Raw genomic sequence first — 13910 nt, forward strand, 5'->3', positions numbered from 1 at the left:
CTGCCTGCGAGGTGCGCGAGCTCAGGTCGCGGGGATGACCCGAATGATGCGCTCCAGCCCGGCGAAATCGGCGACGTTGTGAGTGACGAGCGCCGCGCCGTGGGCCCTGGCCACAGCGGCGATCATCAGATCGGCGATCCGGCCGCGTGGCGACCTCCCTGCCGCGTGCACCGCCTCGACCACACGCCCGTAATACATCGCAGCGACGTCATCGAACGGGACGCCGCGGCCGAAGGCTTGACGGATCTCGAGAACCTGAAGCTTGCGGTCCGCGAGGACCGCCGGAGCGAGCCCGGGACGTACCAGTCCGTGTTCGAGCTCGGCGTAGCTGATCGAGCAGATCGACACCTCGGTGATCTCCTGCGGTATGACGAGGCCGCCTGTGACGAAGACGTTCGTATCGAGTAGTGCCCTCACCGCCACGGATCCCGCAGGTCGTGCTCGTCGCGATCCGCCTGCAGCTCGCGCGCCCACTCGTCGTCGCCGCTGCGCTGCAGCAGCTGAGCGACCCGGTCGACCGACACCCATCCCGACTCGACGTGCGGAACCACATCGGCGATCGGGCGACCGTGACTGGTCACCACGTAGTGCTCGCCATCCTGCACGTCTGCCAGCATCTTCGTGGGGTTCTGGCGGAGCTGCCCGACGGTGATGCTGTGCTCGCCTACCAGAGGAATCATCCTCCCACCTTAACAGAATTCGTAGACAACTATCTACGAATCCGCGCCACATAGCCGCCGAGACGTGAATAGTTGCGGGAATCCGGGCCCGGATTCCCGCGACTACTCACGCTTCGGCATCCGCCTCCGACTGGCCGCTCTCGGCGATCGCGACGCGCAGCTCGCGCGAGACGTCCTCCAGGGTGCGGCCGGCGCCCACGGCCATGCCGGCGATGTAGGCGGCAAGCGGCGCGGCCGGGCGGGTGACGCCGTGGGCGGCGTCCTTGGCAAGGTCGAGCAAGGCCGAGACGTCGGCCGGCTCGAGCGTCGCCCCGAGGCGTCGTGCGGCTGCTCCGGCCCAGGCGTCGAGTTCTTCGGGTGTCATCGGTGCTCCTTCATCCTGTCGAGGTCTTCCTGTACATCGATGTCCGCGGTCGCGCCGGCAGGCGCCGCGACGAGCGGGAGGCCCAGCTCGCCGACGATCGCGCGGGCCGGGAGGTCGGCGGTGCCGCCTTCGGCCTCCACCCGGGCGATCCGCTCGCGCAGGGCAGCGGTCGGCACGCGGGCGACCAGCCACTGCGCCCGGCCGTCATCGTCGGTGAGCACGCCGGCCTCGATCGCCAGCAGTGCGGCGACCGCGGCCTCCGGATGTGCCAGATCGGCGGCGACGATCAGCGTCTCGTCCGCGTCGACCGGGAGGGCGGAGACACCTGCGACGATCGCCGCGGCCGGGCCGCCCCAGCGCGGATGCTCGGAGACCGTCACGACACCGCCCGTCAGTGTCGCGGCGGTCGCAGACACCAGGACGACGGGCTCGCACGCAGCGACGGCGGCCATCGTCCGCGCGAGCAGGGTGCGGCCATCGATGCGCGCGAGCAGCTTGTCGCCGCCGAAGCGCGAGGAGCGGCCCCCGGCGATGACGATGGCCGCGGGTGGGCGCGTGACCGGTGGGAGGTCCCGCGACGCTGAGGAGGTGTCCACGCCTCCCAGCTTGTCACGGACGAGAGGTCAGGAGCGGGGTTGTCGCGATCGATCCTCCGCGCGCTCCGCCCTGTCGGCCGCCGACTCCGCGTCGACCTCGCGCAACTGCGCACCCTCCCGCTGCAGCGCCTCTTCCTTCTTCAACGCCTTCTCGCTCGAACGAGTGTCACGAGGCGGCAGCTGGATGGTCTCCTCCGCCTCCATTCCGGCCTGCAACTCGCGACCGCGCTCGACTTCCGCGTCGAGCTCGGCGCCGAAAAGGAGGGCGAGATTGGCGATCCACACCCAGAGCAGGAAGACGATGACGCCGGCGAGAGGCCCGTACGTCTTCGCATAGTTGGCGAACGTCGCCACGTAGAGGCCGAACAGGAACGTCGCGATCGCCAGCACCACGATCGCCACGATCGCCCCGACGCTGAGCCAGCGGAACTTCGGCTGACGTGCGTTGGGCGCGGCGTAGAAGAGGATCGCGATGATGACGATGACGATGACGAGCATCAGCGGCCACTTCACGACCTCCCACACGGTCTGCGGCGTCGAGCCCAGCCCGAGCGCATCTCCGACCGCCTTGGTGACCGGGCCGGACACCACGAGGATCAGCGTAACGATCGCCACGAGCACCAAGGAGATGACCGTGACGAGCAGTTGCTGCGGCTTGAGCTTCCAGAACGGACGGCCCTCGTCGAGCTCGTAGATGCGGTTCATGGCGCGCGAGAACGCGCCGATATAGCCGGAGGCCGACCAGACCGCCAGCACGATGCCGAGCACCAGCGCTACGCCGGAGGCAGGGGAGTTCGTCGCGTTCTGGAGGGGACCTTCCAGCAGCTTCGCCGTCGAGCCGGGCGCGACCTGCTGCAGGATGCCGACGAGGGCCTTCGTCGCCGCACGGCCCTGGCCCAGCACGCCGAGCAGCGAGATCAGGGCGAGAAGCCCGGGAAAGAGCGACAGCACAGCGAAGTAGGTCAGAGCTGCCGCCATATCGGTGCACTTGTCGTTGCTGAACTCGCGCACTGTGCGCTTCGCCACGACTTTCCAGGAGGAGCGATGCAGTTGCGGCGGGCTGTCCGGTTTGCGTGGGTCGTCGGGGGAGGGTGCGTCCGCCAGGCGTTCGCTGGCGCCGATGGCGTCGTCGCTCATGATGAGTCCCTTCTGGTCGGGGTGAGTTCGGAAAAGCGAACGGCGCGGCGGAGGCCTCCTCGGCTTCTCGCCGCGCCGTCCGGCACGGTGCCCGGTTCGGGTGCGGGGCCGTGCCCGCGTTCGCGTTCCGGTCGGGTCAGGATCTGTCTTGCACGCGCTGACCGGCTTCCTTCGCGTCGTCTGCGATGTCGCTCGCCCGGTCGGTGGCCTCGGCCTTCACCGTCTCGACCGAGTCCTGGGCGGTCTCCTTCACCGCGCCGACGGCCTCCTGCGCCGGCTGCTTGAGGTCGTCGGCCACCTGCTTGCCGACCTCGGCGGCCTCCCGGAGCACCGGCTGTGCGGCATCCTTTGCGGCGGACGCGAGCTGCTTCTCCCTGTCGCTCGCCGGGATGAGGGAGGCCACGAGCGCGCCGACCCCGAAGGCGATCAGCCCGACGGCGAGCGGGTTGCCCTGCGCCTTGGCGACCACACGCTGGCCGGCCTCGACCGTCGCGTCTTTGGCGTCGCCGATGGCGTCGCCCGCCCTGTCGGTGACCGAGCGGTTCGGCCGGTCGTAGTAGGTGTACTCGTCGTCGTCGGAGCCCATGATCCGTTCGGTGAGGGAGTGGAATGCTCCCGTGACCCGGCGGGTCTGGCGCTGGGCGATCTTGCTGGGCGTGACCTTGTCGGCCAGGGCGTCGACGTCGCCGCTGAGGTTGCGGCGCGTCGCTTCGATGTCGGCGCGAATCACGTCGGGGTCGTCACTCATCGGTTCTCTCCGTTTCGTTTCAGGGTGTCCGGGATCTCCCTGACCGTGTCGACGGTCTGGGGCATCCCCTTGATTTCCTTCAGCTGTCTGCGGCCGACCAGGTAGAGGATCAGCGCGACGATGCCCCAGATGATCGCGACGATCACACCGGACCACGCGTTGCCGACCAGGTAGCCGAGCGCCCACCAGAGGGCGATGGACAGGAAGAACACGGCCATCAGGCCCGCATAGCCGGCACCGCCGAGCATTCCTGCACCCTTGCCCGCCCGGGTCGCTGTCTGCCGGAGTTCGGCCTTGGCGAGCTCGACCTCCTGCCGGAACAGCGCGGAGATGTCGCGGCTCACCTCCGCGAGCAGATCGCCGAGCGACTCGCGCGCCGCGCGTTCCTCGGAGGGAGTGGGCCGGTCGGTCACAGCGGACCCCCGCCCGTCGCGTCGCCGGCGATGGTGCCGCCGGGGACAGCCGCACCCGCCGTTGCGGGCGTGGGGTAGGTGGTGGTGGTCCGGGTGGTGGAGGCGCCGGTGGTGCGGGTGCTGCCGATGGTCGCGCGGGTGCGGGCGGTGCTGCCGGTGGTGCTGGTGCTGGTGCTGCCTGCGCTGCTGCCGGTGCCGTCGTCACCGGACGCGAGCGCCCGGGTCAGCCGTCCCGCCACCGCGCCGGCGATGGCCGCTACGGCGATGAAGGTGCCCGGGTTGCGGCGTGCGTAGGACTTGACCTCCCGCAGCAGAGACCCCGGATCGCGCCTGTCGAGCCAGCCCGCCACTGCGTGAGCCCGCTGGCCCGCCTGCCCGACGAGGTCGCTCGCCATGCCCTGCTGGTCCGATGCGCTCGCCATCTGGTCGAGCTCGTCGCCGATCGAACGGAGCCCGGAGGCGACCCGCTGCTGCTGGATCGCCGCCTGCTCGCGCAGCTCCTGCTGGGTCTGCCGCAGCAGGTCCTGAGCCTGCGCTTTTGTCTCCTTCACGACCTCCATCGCCTCGTCTTTGGCGACGCCTGCGACATCCTTGCCGGCTTCGACCGCCGAGTCGGCGACTCGTCCGGCCTCTTCCTTGGCGATGTCGGTCTTGCTGGCCGAGTCGCCGCGACCGCGGCCGCGGGTGCTGGTCGTGCCGCCGGTCGCGGCATAGCTCGTTCCGGTCGCAGTGGTGCCGGCCGCGCCCACGGCGACCGACTCTTCGGTGCCGGTGAGGAACGTGCTGCCGACGGGCGGCTCGCCGCCTACGAGGTCGGGCTCGTCGTGCGTCTGGCGCGTGTTGTCGAAGATCGGAGTGCCTTCGGGGTTGTCGTCCGAGATCGTCATGCTCCGCTCCTTTCGGTTTGTGTCGAACAGTGTTTCGCCCCATACAGCCACCGGAAACGGAACAGCGGCAGGCGGTTGACACGCCTGCCGGAGGCGGGGATAAGCGGGTAGGAGCGCGCGCTCGGGCGAGGCTGTTCTTGTCTCGGCTGTTCTTCGTCCCGGCCGGGAGCATTCTGGTCGGTTGGCACCTTCTCACCCGGACGTTCGCGGTGGTCCCGTTCGTGTTGTGGGTCATCGCGCTGGTTCAGATCGCACTCACGAAGCCGGCCGTAGGAGCCGTGGTCGCATGGATCGTGATCGTGACGCTGATCCCGCTTCTCGGCTCCATCCTGTGGTTCGCGATCGGGCGCCGTTCGTTGCGCAGCGACGCACCGCCGCAGATCAGCTGAGGCGCTGCCGGCGTCCACCGCCCGCGCGTGCGTCAGGCGCTGGTGATCCCGCCTCCCACCGGACCCGCCGTGAAGACCATCGCGAGCAGGAGCACGACCAGCAGCACCGAACCGACGCCCAGGCAGAGCCCGCCGATCGCGCGCGCCCGTCCGAGGTGCGGCTGGAGGCGCTGGGCGCGGGCGAGGCCGGCGATACCCCACCCGATGGCGACCACCGAGCAGACGACGATGAGCATGACCATCATCGGGTCGAGGCCGAAGCCGCTGGCCACCCCGAAGGCCGTGACGAACGCGGCCGCCGCGCCGCCGACGAGCGCGGTCGTGGCGAGCCCGTTCCGCGGCTCCACAAGCACGGGCGCCGACGGCGGAACCACCTGCAGCGCGTCCGTCCAGCGCTGCCCGTCCCACCACCGCTGATAACTGCTGTCGGCGTCGGGATACCAACCGGGAGGCGGCAACTGGCTCATTGGGCTCCTCGTGGACAACACTTTCGGGTCTTCCGAATGTATCGCGGTCGTTACCGAATTGTGAGGATTCGGGAGGGGTGTGCACCTGTACTGGGGGTGTGTTCCTCTGAGCGGCGGCTGTCGATCCCGGTCCCGTTTTCGGTGCGCGGTCGGGTGCCCGCGGAGGCGGCGCCACTCTCGCCTCCTGGGGCTGGTCAAACGTTTGGCTCAGCCGCGGGCACTCGGCGTGAGCGGGGACATCGCTCATTCCGCTCAAGCTCCCTGAAAGCGCTGCAGCGCTCTAGTAGGTTTGCGGATATGGCTGAACTGTCTGTGGGCGATGCGATTGCAGCCTTCGTGGCCGAGAGAAATTGGGCGCAGTTTCACACGCCCGAGAACTTGGCGAAGAGCATTTCGATCGAAGCTGCGGAACTCCTGGAGTGCTTTCAGTGGAGTTCGGAGTTCGACGAGAACCGGGTCCGTGAGGAGCTTGCCGACGTGCTGACGTACGGAATGCTGTTGGCTGCGCGACTCGGAGTCGACCCTAACCAGATAGTCCTGGCCAAGCTGGCTGTCACACGCGAGAAGTACCCGGTCGACAAGGCGCGCGGTCGCAGCGACAAGTATGACGTCCTTTGAGATCTCACGGGTCACGTTCGCACGTGACGCCATAGCCTCCTGGGCGCAACTCGACCGCCGTAACGCCAATTGGCCAGTGGTCTATGTGCTCGACGATCTCACCGCAGTAGACGCCACGAGTCGCGCGAACGGGCTGAGCGACGTGTACGTGGGGGAGTCGTTGAATGCTGCCGCCCGCATGCGACAGCATCTCGCGTCGATGGAGAAGAGGCACCTCACGTCAGCGAGGTTCATCGTCGACGACACTTTCAACAAGTCGGTGTGCCTGGATCTTGAGTCATATCTGATCCGAATGCTCGCAGGCGATGGAACACATCGAGTGCTCAACCGGAACGACGGAATCGTCGATGCCGACTACTACGACAGAGACCGGTACCGTCAGACGTTTCAAGAAGTGTTCGGCGAACTCAAAGACATGGGCCTCTTTACGCGGAGTATCCCAGCGATAGAGAACAGCGATCTCTTTAAGCTCTCGCCCTTCAAAACGTTGACTCACGACCAAGCAGCCGCTGTCGAGGATATCCTCGAGGGGCTTTTCGATGACTTCAGCACCGGCGCGGGAAGCACCGTTGTTCTTCAAGGAGATCCGGGCACAGGCAAAACCGTCGTCGCTATCTACCTACTCAAGCTTCTCAGAGACATCGCGGATACTACTCCGCCCGATGGCCTCGACAGCGACAGCCTCTTTTCCGACTTCTTCGCTGAAGGATTCCGAGAGCTGATCGTCGGGAAGCGTTTCGGCCTGGTCGTTCCGCAGCAATCGTTGCGAGACTCGATCAAGAAAGTCTTTCGACGCACCCCAGGCCTACACCCTGACATGGTGTTGACGGCATTTGATGTGGGATCCGCGGGGGAAGACTTCGACCTGCTCATTGTCGATGAAGCGCACGGGCTCAATCAACGCGCCAGTCAGTCGTCCGGCGTGCAGAACAAGAAGTTCAGACTCATCACCGAGAGACTTTTCCACTTCGACGACAAGACAAAGACGCAGTTGGATTGGATCCTCGCCAAGAGCCGCCATCAGATCTTCCTGTTGGACGCGCACCAGAGCATTCGACCTGCAGACATACCGCTAGCTGTAGTTCCCCGTGAGGTTGTGAACGCGGGCTGAGGGGACGAGGCCGCCGATTCCGGTGTGGGGTCTGTGGTGATTGTAGTGATGGAGCCAGGTGTCGTAGGTTGCGGCTCTGGCTTCGTCGCTGAGGTAGGCGTGCGCGTAGGCCCACTCGGTGGCCAGGGTGCGGTTGAATCGTTCGACTTTCCCGTTGGTCTGCGGCCGGTAGGGGCGCGTGCGCCGGTGCTTGACTCTCGTGCCGAGAGCGTCGGCGAACAGTTTCGACCGGTAGCACGCACCGTTGTCGGTCATGACCGCGGTGACGGTGATCCCAGCGGCGGTGAAGAACGCGTTGGCGCGCAGCCAGAATCCGGCGGCGGTCTCTTTGCGCTCATCGTTCAGGATCTCCGAGTAGGCCAGCCTGGAGTGGTCATCGATAGCGTGATGCAGGAACGCATAGCCGCGGCCGCGGTGCCGGGACGGTGCTGCTGCCCGCCCCAGGACTCGGTGGCCACCACCATCGGGGATGCGGCCGAGCTTCTTGATATCGACATGGACCAGCTGGCCGGGGCGAGCGTGCTCATAACGGACAGCCCTCGGTTTGCGGATAGGGAGCCCGGTCGCTTGATCGAGGTGGTGCAGTAGCGGCATCCGATACCGGGCCAGCACCCTGCCCACGGTGGAACGGGGAACACCGAGGTGGTAGCTGATCCGATGCGGACCCCACCGCCACCTGAACCGCAACGCCACGATCCGGCGCTCCAACCGGGCCGGACACCGATTCGGGGACGAGTGCGGGCGGGAGGGTCGGTCGGTCATCGGCAAGCCTGCGCGTGCCCGATCGACCCACCGTTTCGCCGTCGCGGGCGAGCACTGGAACCGTTCCGCCACCCGCCGCAATGACCACCCGCGCTCCAGAACCAGCTCGACCAGCCGTCGACGCCCTTCCGGCGTCAACGGTGCATTAGCGTGAGTCACGAAGACCTCCGTTGGCTAGATGTGAGTGTGGTAACCCACATCCTCCACGGAGGCCTTCGCTCACCTCAACCGTTCACAACGTGTCGGGGAACTACAGCTAGCTGACGTGAATGAACTCGTCAGCCGCGCCAAGGATGGCGGTCGGCACTATCCATTGACCACACAGATGCGAGTCAGGGCGGGAGCGGACTTCGTCGGATACGTGAGACGCGTCATGGGAAGCGTCGCCGGCGGAGCGCATCCCGAGTCATTCGAGGGATACGACCTGCGATTTTTCGACAGCGTCGGCGAGATGCGGGACGCGATCTACCAGCGTGATTCGGAGGTAGGACTGTCCCGCATCGTCGCGGGATTCGCCTGGGCGTGGAAATCCCAGAACGATAAGAGCGCGTTCGATATCGAAGAACAAGGCCATACGTTCCGGTGGAATAGCGTCCAGACCGACTGGGTCTCCTCGCCAAACGCTCTAAGCGAAGTGGGTTCTATCCACACGGTGCAGGGATATGACCTTAATTACACCGGCGTCATCATCGGTCCCGACCTCAAGTACGACCCCGTCAAGCGGGAAATGTATTTCGACCGAGAGTCATACTTCGATGCGAAGGGCAAGGAGAACAACCGGACGCTCGGCAAGATCTATACCGACGAAGACTTGCTTCGGTTCGTATCGAACATCTACGCAGTGCTGCTGACACGGGGAATCCTCGGCACGTACGTCTATGTGAGTGATCCGGCACTGAGAGCGTATCTTCGGCCCTTCTTCACCGCCGAGCGCGTTCACGGTTCGCGTGGGCGCGAATCAATTACGCAACGACGGCGTCAGTAGACGTCGACTCGCCTGAAAGCGACTACAGCGCAGTGGTAGACGCCGAACCGCGGCTTGGAGACTGAGCGTCTGCAAGACCGCAATCCGACGGCGGCGTGACGAGATGCAGTTCCCAAGGTCTGCTAGCGCAACTATCTCGAATGCCAGCCATGTGAGTTCCCCGAACCCCTTCCACCGAGCCCCCGAACGATATATCGTGAACTATCGTTACCCGCTTCACCCGAGGAGGACATCATGAGCGGAACATTCACTGGTGGCGGCGGCTGGGGCGCCGGCATGAACCCGGACAACCTGTGGCAGGCGTTCGATCAGCTGCGGTCGCAGTTCGAGAAGAAGGTCGGCACGCGGATGGGGCGGGGCGACGTCAGGTCGGCCGTTCTCGCGTTGCTCGCCGAGAAGCCGATGCACGGGTATCAGATCATCCGTGAGATCGAGGAGCGCAGCGGCGGGAGCTGGAAGCCGTCTGCCGGCTCGGTCTACCCGACCCTCCAGCTGCTCGCCGACGAGGGGTTGATCACGTCGGAGGAGTCCAACGGGCGCAAGACCTATGCGCTCACCGAGGAGGGCAAGGCAGCGGCCGAAGAGGCTGGGCCAGCGCCTTGGGACACCGAGAGCGACAGCACCAGCAAGAGCCGCAGCGGCCCCTTCGGCGGCCACAACCCGTGGGACGGCGAGCTCCCTAAGGCCGGCATGGCGCTCGCGCAGGCGGCCGCCCAGGTGCGCCGCACGGGGACACCCGAGCAGATCAAGGAGGCGGTGACCGTCCTGGAGGACGCCCGGCGCAAGCTCTACTCGATCCTCGCCCAGGACTGAGCGGGTGCCGTCGCCCAAAGCGCACCAACAGGCAGCGGGCGCGGGGGATACCCGCGCCCGCTACCGCCGCATCCTGCGCTTCGCCGCGCGGAACCTCCTGCACATCTGGTGGTACGACCTCGTGCTGCCGCGCATCGGCCTCGCCCGGTTCAGCGAGCGCGGGCGCACCAAACGGCTGACCGCTTTCGCCCGGCGGTTCCACGACCTCGCCGTCGAGCTCGGCGGGCTCATGATCAAAGTGGGACAGTTCATGTCGAGCCGGCTGGACGTCCTGCCGCCCGAGATCACGAAAGAGCTCGAAGGGCTGCAGGACGAAGTCCCGGCCGTGCCGTTCGACGCCATCGCAGCGCTGGCCGAAGCCGAGCTCGGGATGCCGTTGGATCGTGTCTTCGCGAGCATCGATCCGGTTCCCGTCGCCGCGGCCTCCCTCGGCCAGGCCCACCGGGCGCAGCTGGCGGACGCCGACAAAGCCGACACCGGGCTCGACACGGTCGTGGTCAAGGTGCAACGGCCCGGCATCGACGCGATCGTCGACGTCGACCTGGCGGCGCTCCGCAAGGTGGGAGGCTGGCTCCAGCGCGTGCGGGTCGTCGCCGACCGCGTCGACATGCCGGCGCTCATCAAGGAGTTCTCGGTGACCTGCCTCGAAGAGATCGACTACCTCCACGAAGCCCGCAGCTGCGCGCGATTCGCCGACGACTTCGGGCACGACCCGCGCGTCGCCGTTCCCGAGGTGGTGTGGGAGCGCACCACCCGGCGCGTGCTGACGCTCGAAGACGTGACGGCGATCAAGATCACCGACGCGTCCGCCCTCCGCGCGGCCGGCATCGACCCGGCGCACGTGGCGCCCGTGTTCGCGTCCGTGATGTTCGACCAGCTGTTCACCAACGGGTTCTTCCACGCCGACCCGCACCCGGGCAACATCTTCGTCACGCCGAACGTCCCCGAAGGCGGCGAGGCGATGGACGCGACCACCGCGCACCCGTGGAAGCTCACCTTCATCGACTTCGGGATGATGGGGGAGGTTCCCGACAGCACGCGCAGCGGCCTCCGCAAACTGCTCATCGCGGCGGCCTCCCGCAACGGCAAAGGCCTCGTGGACGCGATGCGCGACGTCGGTGTGCTGTTGCCGAGCTCCGACACGAGCGAGCTCGAGCGGGCGATGACCCAGCTGTTCGCGCGATTCGGCGGCATGGGGTTCGCCCAGCTGCGGGAGGTCGACGAGCGCGAGTTCCGCGACTTCGCCGTGCAGTTCGGTGACGTGATCCGGTCGCTGCCGTTCCAGCTGCCGGAGAACTTCCTGCTGATCATCCGGGCGATGTCGCTGACCTCCGGGGTGTGCAGCGCGCTCGACGCCGAGTTCAACCTGTGGGACTCGATCGAGCCCTACGCCAGACAGCTGCTGCGCGACGAGAGCGGCAACGTCGTCCAAGATCTGGTCAAGGAGGCCGTCTCGGTCGCCGGCGTCGCCGCGCGGCTGCCCAAGCGCATCGACACCGTCATCAACCGCATCGAAGAGGGCGACTTCGCGGTCAAGACGCCCGTGCTCGACCAGCGCATCGCGCGCCTGGAACGCGTCACGCGCCGGCTCATCGGCGCCGTGCTGTTCGGCGGCCTCCTGGTCGCCGGGTCGGTGCTGCTGCCGACGGCGCCGCCGCTCGGGATCGTGCTCATGAGCGTGTCGGTGCTGCCGCTGCTCTACACCCTCTTGGGAGGCCGCCGACGCTAGCGCGGCGAGGCGTCGAGGGGCACGTTAACGCCCCTACCCGGCGGTTTTAGGGGCGTTGACGTGCCCTTCGACGGAAGTGACGCGTCACGCCGTGCCGGTCACCCAGTGCGCGGTAACGTGCTGCACGTGCGCGCCGTCGAGGTCGGCGAGCTTCACGCCGGCGAACCGCTGCGCGGCCTCCGACGTCTGCACGCGGGCCGGCGGATTCTCGGAGGTCAGGACCTCCACGATCACGTCAGCCACACCCTCCGGCGTCTGCGCAACGGCAGGATCGAACGCGGCGGCGGTGCGCTCCAGGTAGGCGTCCAGTGCTGCCGCATACGGCGTGCCGTCGATCGAGCGCCGGCCGCCGACGTTGGCGACGAACTCGGTCGTCACCGCACCCGGCTCGATCACGCTCACGCGCACGCCGACGGTCGCGGCGACCGGGGTCAGCGACTCCATGAACCCCTCGACGGCGAACTTCGCGGCGCAGTACGCCTCGTTGAACGGCTGACCGACGACACCTCCCACGCTCGAGACGGTCACGACCCGACCGCCGCTCTCCCGGAGCAGCGGCATGACCGCGCGAGTGACCGCGACGACGCTGAAGAAGTTGACCTCCATCACGCCGCGCACGTCGTCCACCGACTCCAACTCGATGGTGCCGAGATGCCCGGCGCCCGCGTTGTTGAGGAGGGCGTCCAGACGGCCGTAGGTCGCGCGGACGTACTCGACGCACGCTGCGATGGAGGCCGGATCGGTGACCTCCAGCGGCTGCACGTCGAGCGTCACCCCGGCTGCGGAGGCCGCGGCGCGCAACGCATCCGCGCGGCCGAGATCGCGCATGGTGGCGACGACGGTGAACCCTGCGCGCGCCGCAGCGACGGCGGAGGCGAGTCCGATTCCGGAGGAGGTGCCGGTGATGAGAAGGATCGATTGGGTCACGATGCCATCCTGCCACCGCCTCCAGCTTGACGCTCAGTGCCAGATGATGGATTCTGTGCCGGCTGCCACCGCGGCGGCGCCGCGGTCGCGACGGGCCCCTCGGCCGTTCAGGAGAGAGCTCGCGCGTCGCGGGTGAAGCCGCTGGTGGCGTCGTCGTAGGTGGTGTGCCGACGCTTCGGCGTGGTGTCGGCCGGCTGCGGCACGTCCGCGTGCTCGAGCGCCCGCAGCACGAGCAGCTCGACCAACGCAGACGCTGTGGTGTGGCGGCCGAGGGTGTTCCGCACCAGTGCTGCGTACTCGGGCTCCGCGAGGTGGAGCCTGAGGGGGATCCCGCCGGGAGTCGTGCCGGGACCGAGGGCGGTGGGGCCTGTGGGGTGGACTTCGCTCATCCCTGGATTCTGCCTGGCGAGAAGGCCGCGCGGCTATTCTTCGTCTTTTGTCCCCCGGCGGGTGCGTCCCGGCGTCTTGCCGAGCGCAGAGGCGCTGGTGCATCATGCCGCCACAAGGTGCCCCCGTTCGGGTGACATCAGCAACTTACGGGGTTCGGTCATGGGAGAAGCGCACGGGAGCTTCGTCGCGGTGTTTCTCTATTCGGAGGAGAGCGGGGAGAGCTTCAGCAAACGCCTCCCCATCGAGGGGGCCCGGCCTCCCGGGATCATTCGAGCGGCGGCGGCGTTCGAAGGAGCGGCGGCGGTCGACGTGTTCCGGCTCGTGGACGCCAGCGCGTGGCCCGAGGCGGCGGCCTACCTGTACGCCGAGACCGTGCCGCGGACGCTCGCCGACGGCGACGGCGACGTGGTCCAGCAGATCTCGACGCCGGACGACTGACCGGCTACCGCGGCGTGTACTCGTACACGACCGCCGACCAGTGGTTCTCGATCTCGTCCCACGCCGTGTCGTCCATGTACGCGAGCCGGAACTGCAGGTTCAGGATCGGCCCGAGCACGTCGAGCACCTCGGGGCGGAACGGCGTCTCGGGAGCCAGCCCCAGCCCGAAGCTGTGGATGCTGTCGTCTGCAGCACGCAGCCAGACACCCCAGCCGCGCTCGACCGGCATCGCGACGACGCGGAACACGTGAGCGGGGTCGTAGTCGGCGGGGAGCGCGTCGGGGAGGTCGGCCATAGTTCAAAACTACACAGACGGTTCTGGGATCGGAACGACCCCCAGGTCCACCTTCTTCAGCGACGACACGAGCAGGATGGAGGCCCCGCTGCCGATGGATTCCGGAGGGCGTCCGTATGCCGTCGGCCGAAGAGCCGGTGCCCAGGAAGGCGGCACTGGGG

At 67.4% G+C, this 13910-nt stretch carries 20 protein-coding genes; 7 read left to right on the forward strand and 13 right to left on the reverse strand.

The window, feature by feature from the left end:
• Positions 1-21 precede the first annotated feature (21 nt).
• The 8 genes from ACPPVW_RS12270 to ACPPVW_RS12305 all read right to left on the reverse strand — a co-directional run bounded on the left by ACPPVW_RS12270 (position 22) and on the right by ACPPVW_RS12305 (position 4825).
• Positions 22-417, reverse strand: coding sequence for a PIN domain-containing protein (locus ACPPVW_RS12270; RefSeq protein WP_426623399.1), 396 nt, complete (start codon positions 415-417; stop codon positions 22-24).
• Positions 414-680, reverse strand: a complete 267-nt coding sequence (locus ACPPVW_RS12275; protein ID WP_426623400.1) for a type II toxin-antitoxin system Phd/YefM family antitoxin — start codon at positions 678-680, stop codon at positions 414-416. The genes ACPPVW_RS12270 and ACPPVW_RS12275 overlap by 4 nt, the downstream gene beginning before the upstream one ends.
• Before the next feature lie 106 nt (positions 681-786).
• Complete coding sequence (locus ACPPVW_RS12280; RefSeq protein WP_426623401.1) at positions 787-1044, reverse strand: DUF6457 domain-containing protein; 258 nt, start codon at positions 1042-1044, stop codon at positions 787-789.
• Positions 1041-1640: a molybdenum cofactor guanylyltransferase gene (mobA, locus tag ACPPVW_RS12285; protein WP_426623402.1), complete on the reverse strand. Its 600-nt coding sequence runs from the start codon at positions 1638-1640 to the stop codon at positions 1041-1043. The genes ACPPVW_RS12280 and mobA overlap by 4 nt, the downstream gene beginning before the upstream one ends.
• Before the next feature lie 27 nt (positions 1641-1667).
• A complete protein-coding gene (locus tag ACPPVW_RS12290) occupies positions 1668-2777 on the reverse strand; it encodes a YihY/virulence factor BrkB family protein (RefSeq protein ID WP_426623403.1) in 1110 nt (369 codons plus the stop codon).
• Between the two features lie 136 nt (positions 2778-2913).
• Positions 2914-3525 carry a DUF3618 domain-containing protein gene (locus ACPPVW_RS12295; protein WP_426623404.1) on the reverse strand — a complete coding sequence of 204 codons (612 nt, stop codon included), beginning with the start codon at positions 3523-3525 and terminating at the stop codon, positions 2914-2916.
• Complete coding sequence (locus tag ACPPVW_RS12300) at positions 3522-3938, reverse strand: phage holin family protein (protein WP_426623405.1); 417 nt, start codon at positions 3936-3938, stop codon at positions 3522-3524. Before ACPPVW_RS12300 ends, ACPPVW_RS12295 begins: the two co-directional genes overlap by 4 nt.
• Positions 3935-4825: a hypothetical protein gene (locus ACPPVW_RS12305; RefSeq protein ID WP_426623406.1), complete on the reverse strand. Its 891-nt coding sequence runs from the start codon at positions 4823-4825 to the stop codon at positions 3935-3937. The genes ACPPVW_RS12300 and ACPPVW_RS12305 overlap by 4 nt, the downstream gene beginning before the upstream one ends.
• A 137-nt stretch (positions 4826-4962) precedes the next feature.
• On the opposite strand from ACPPVW_RS12305, the gene ACPPVW_RS12310 reads away from it, so the two are divergent.
• Positions 4963-5214, forward strand: a complete 252-nt coding sequence (locus ACPPVW_RS12310; RefSeq protein ID WP_426623407.1) for a PLDc N-terminal domain-containing protein — start codon at positions 4963-4965, stop codon at positions 5212-5214.
• Positions 5215-5246: 32 nt separating this feature from the next.
• Here the strand turns inward: ACPPVW_RS12310 and ACPPVW_RS12315 are convergent, their stop codons facing one another.
• Entirely contained in the window at positions 5247-5681 is a 435-nt protein-coding gene (locus tag ACPPVW_RS12315; protein ID WP_426623408.1) for a DUF2510 domain-containing protein, read from the reverse strand.
• A 297-nt stretch (positions 5682-5978) separates the two neighbouring features.
• On the opposite strand from ACPPVW_RS12315, the gene ACPPVW_RS12320 reads away from it, so the two are divergent.
• Together ACPPVW_RS12320 and ACPPVW_RS12325 are read left to right on the forward strand one after the other, a co-directional pair.
• Entirely contained in the window at positions 5979-6299 is a 321-nt protein-coding gene (locus ACPPVW_RS12320; protein ID WP_426623409.1) for a nucleotide pyrophosphohydrolase, read from the forward strand.
• Between the two features lie 76 nt (positions 6300-6375).
• Positions 6376-7410, forward strand: a complete 1035-nt coding sequence (locus ACPPVW_RS12325) for a DNA/RNA helicase domain-containing protein (RefSeq protein ID WP_426623410.1) — start codon at positions 6376-6378, stop codon at positions 7408-7410.
• On the opposite strand, the gene ACPPVW_RS12330 is transcribed toward ACPPVW_RS12325, so the two are convergent.
• Positions 7372-8331: an IS481 family transposase gene (locus ACPPVW_RS12330; protein WP_426623129.1), complete on the reverse strand. Its 960-nt coding sequence runs from the start codon at positions 8329-8331 to the stop codon at positions 7372-7374. The genes ACPPVW_RS12325 and ACPPVW_RS12330 overlap by 39 nt on opposite strands.
• A 106-nt stretch (positions 8332-8437) precedes the next feature.
• Between ACPPVW_RS12330 and ACPPVW_RS12335 the strand changes: the two genes are divergently transcribed.
• The 3 genes from ACPPVW_RS12335 (at position 8438) to ACPPVW_RS12345 (ending at position 11699) form a co-directional block, all read left to right on the forward strand.
• Complete coding sequence (locus tag ACPPVW_RS12335; RefSeq protein ID WP_426623411.1) at positions 8438-9157, forward strand: DNA/RNA helicase domain-containing protein; 720 nt, start codon at positions 8438-8440, stop codon at positions 9155-9157.
• Positions 9158-9391: 234 nt separating this feature from the next.
• Positions 9392-9970 carry a PadR family transcriptional regulator gene (locus ACPPVW_RS12340; RefSeq protein WP_426623412.1) on the forward strand — a complete coding sequence of 193 codons (579 nt, stop codon included), beginning with the start codon at positions 9392-9394 and terminating at the stop codon, positions 9968-9970.
• A gap of 4 nt (positions 9971-9974) precedes the next feature.
• Positions 9975-11699: an ABC1 kinase family protein gene (locus tag ACPPVW_RS12345; protein WP_426623413.1), complete on the forward strand. Its 1725-nt coding sequence runs from the start codon at positions 9975-9977 to the stop codon at positions 11697-11699.
• 84 nt (positions 11700-11783) lie between these two features.
• Here ACPPVW_RS12345 and ACPPVW_RS12350 read toward each other — a convergent pair whose 3' ends face one another.
• Positions 11784-12626 carry an SDR family NAD(P)-dependent oxidoreductase gene (locus tag ACPPVW_RS12350; RefSeq protein ID WP_426623414.1) on the reverse strand — a complete coding sequence of 281 codons (843 nt, stop codon included), beginning with the start codon at positions 12624-12626 and terminating at the stop codon, positions 11784-11786.
• 107 nt (positions 12627-12733) lie between these two features.
• A complete protein-coding gene (locus tag ACPPVW_RS12355) occupies positions 12734-13015 on the reverse strand; it encodes a hypothetical protein (protein WP_426623415.1) in 282 nt (93 codons plus the stop codon).
• Positions 13016-13175: 160 nt separating this feature from the next.
• Between ACPPVW_RS12355 and ACPPVW_RS12360 the strand changes: the two genes are divergently transcribed.
• Positions 13176-13454, forward strand: a complete 279-nt coding sequence (locus ACPPVW_RS12360; protein ID WP_426623416.1) for a hypothetical protein — start codon at positions 13176-13178, stop codon at positions 13452-13454.
• Between the two features lie 4 nt (positions 13455-13458).
• On the opposite strand, the gene ACPPVW_RS12365 is transcribed toward ACPPVW_RS12360, so the two are convergent.
• A complete protein-coding gene (locus tag ACPPVW_RS12365) occupies positions 13459-13749 on the reverse strand; it encodes a hypothetical protein (RefSeq protein ID WP_426623417.1) in 291 nt (96 codons plus the stop codon).
• Between the last annotated feature and the right edge of the window lie 161 nt (positions 13750-13910).

Source organism: Leifsonia sp. McL0607, assembly GCF_049993355.1.
In the GTDB taxonomy this organism is placed as follows: Bacteria; Actinomycetota; Actinomycetes; order Actinomycetales; family Microbacteriaceae; genus Leifsonia.

Excerpts from the sequence above, each read along its gene's own strand:
- ACPPVW_RS12315 (WP_426623408.1), bottom strand. The coding sequence starts at position 5,681 with ATGAGCCAGTTGCCGCCTCCCGGTTGGTATCCCGACGCCGACAGCAGT.
- ACPPVW_RS12355 (WP_426623415.1), bottom strand. The coding sequence starts at position 13,015 with ATGAGCGAAGTCCACCCCACAGGCCCCACCGCCCTCGGTCCCGGCACG.
- ACPPVW_RS12280 (WP_426623401.1), bottom strand. The coding sequence starts at position 1,044 with ATGACACCCGAAGAACTCGACGCCTGGGCCGGAGCAGCCGCACGACGC.
- ACPPVW_RS12340 (WP_426623412.1), top strand. The coding sequence starts at position 9,392 with ATGAGCGGAACATTCACTGGTGGCGGCGGCTGGGGCGCCGGCATGAAC.
- ACPPVW_RS12305 (WP_426623406.1), bottom strand. The coding sequence starts at position 4,825 with ATGACGATCTCGGACGACAACCCCGAAGGCACTCCGATCTTCGACAAC.
- ACPPVW_RS12295 (WP_426623404.1), bottom strand. The coding sequence starts at position 3,525 with ATGAGTGACGACCCCGACGTGATTCGCGCCGACATCGAAGCGACGCGC.
- ACPPVW_RS12365 (WP_426623417.1), bottom strand. The coding sequence starts at position 13,749 with ATGGCCGACCTCCCCGACGCGCTCCCCGCCGACTACGACCCCGCTCAC.
- ACPPVW_RS12290 (WP_426623403.1), bottom strand. The coding sequence starts at position 2,777 with ATGAGCGACGACGCCATCGGCGCCAGCGAACGCCTGGCGGACGCACCC.
- ACPPVW_RS12320 (WP_426623409.1), top strand. The coding sequence starts at position 5,979 with ATGGCTGAACTGTCTGTGGGCGATGCGATTGCAGCCTTCGTGGCCGAG.
- ACPPVW_RS12360 (WP_426623416.1), top strand. The coding sequence starts at position 13,176 with ATGGGAGAAGCGCACGGGAGCTTCGTCGCGGTGTTTCTCTATTCGGAG.
- ACPPVW_RS12275 (WP_426623400.1), bottom strand. The coding sequence starts at position 680 with ATGATTCCTCTGGTAGGCGAGCACAGCATCACCGTCGGGCAGCTCCGC.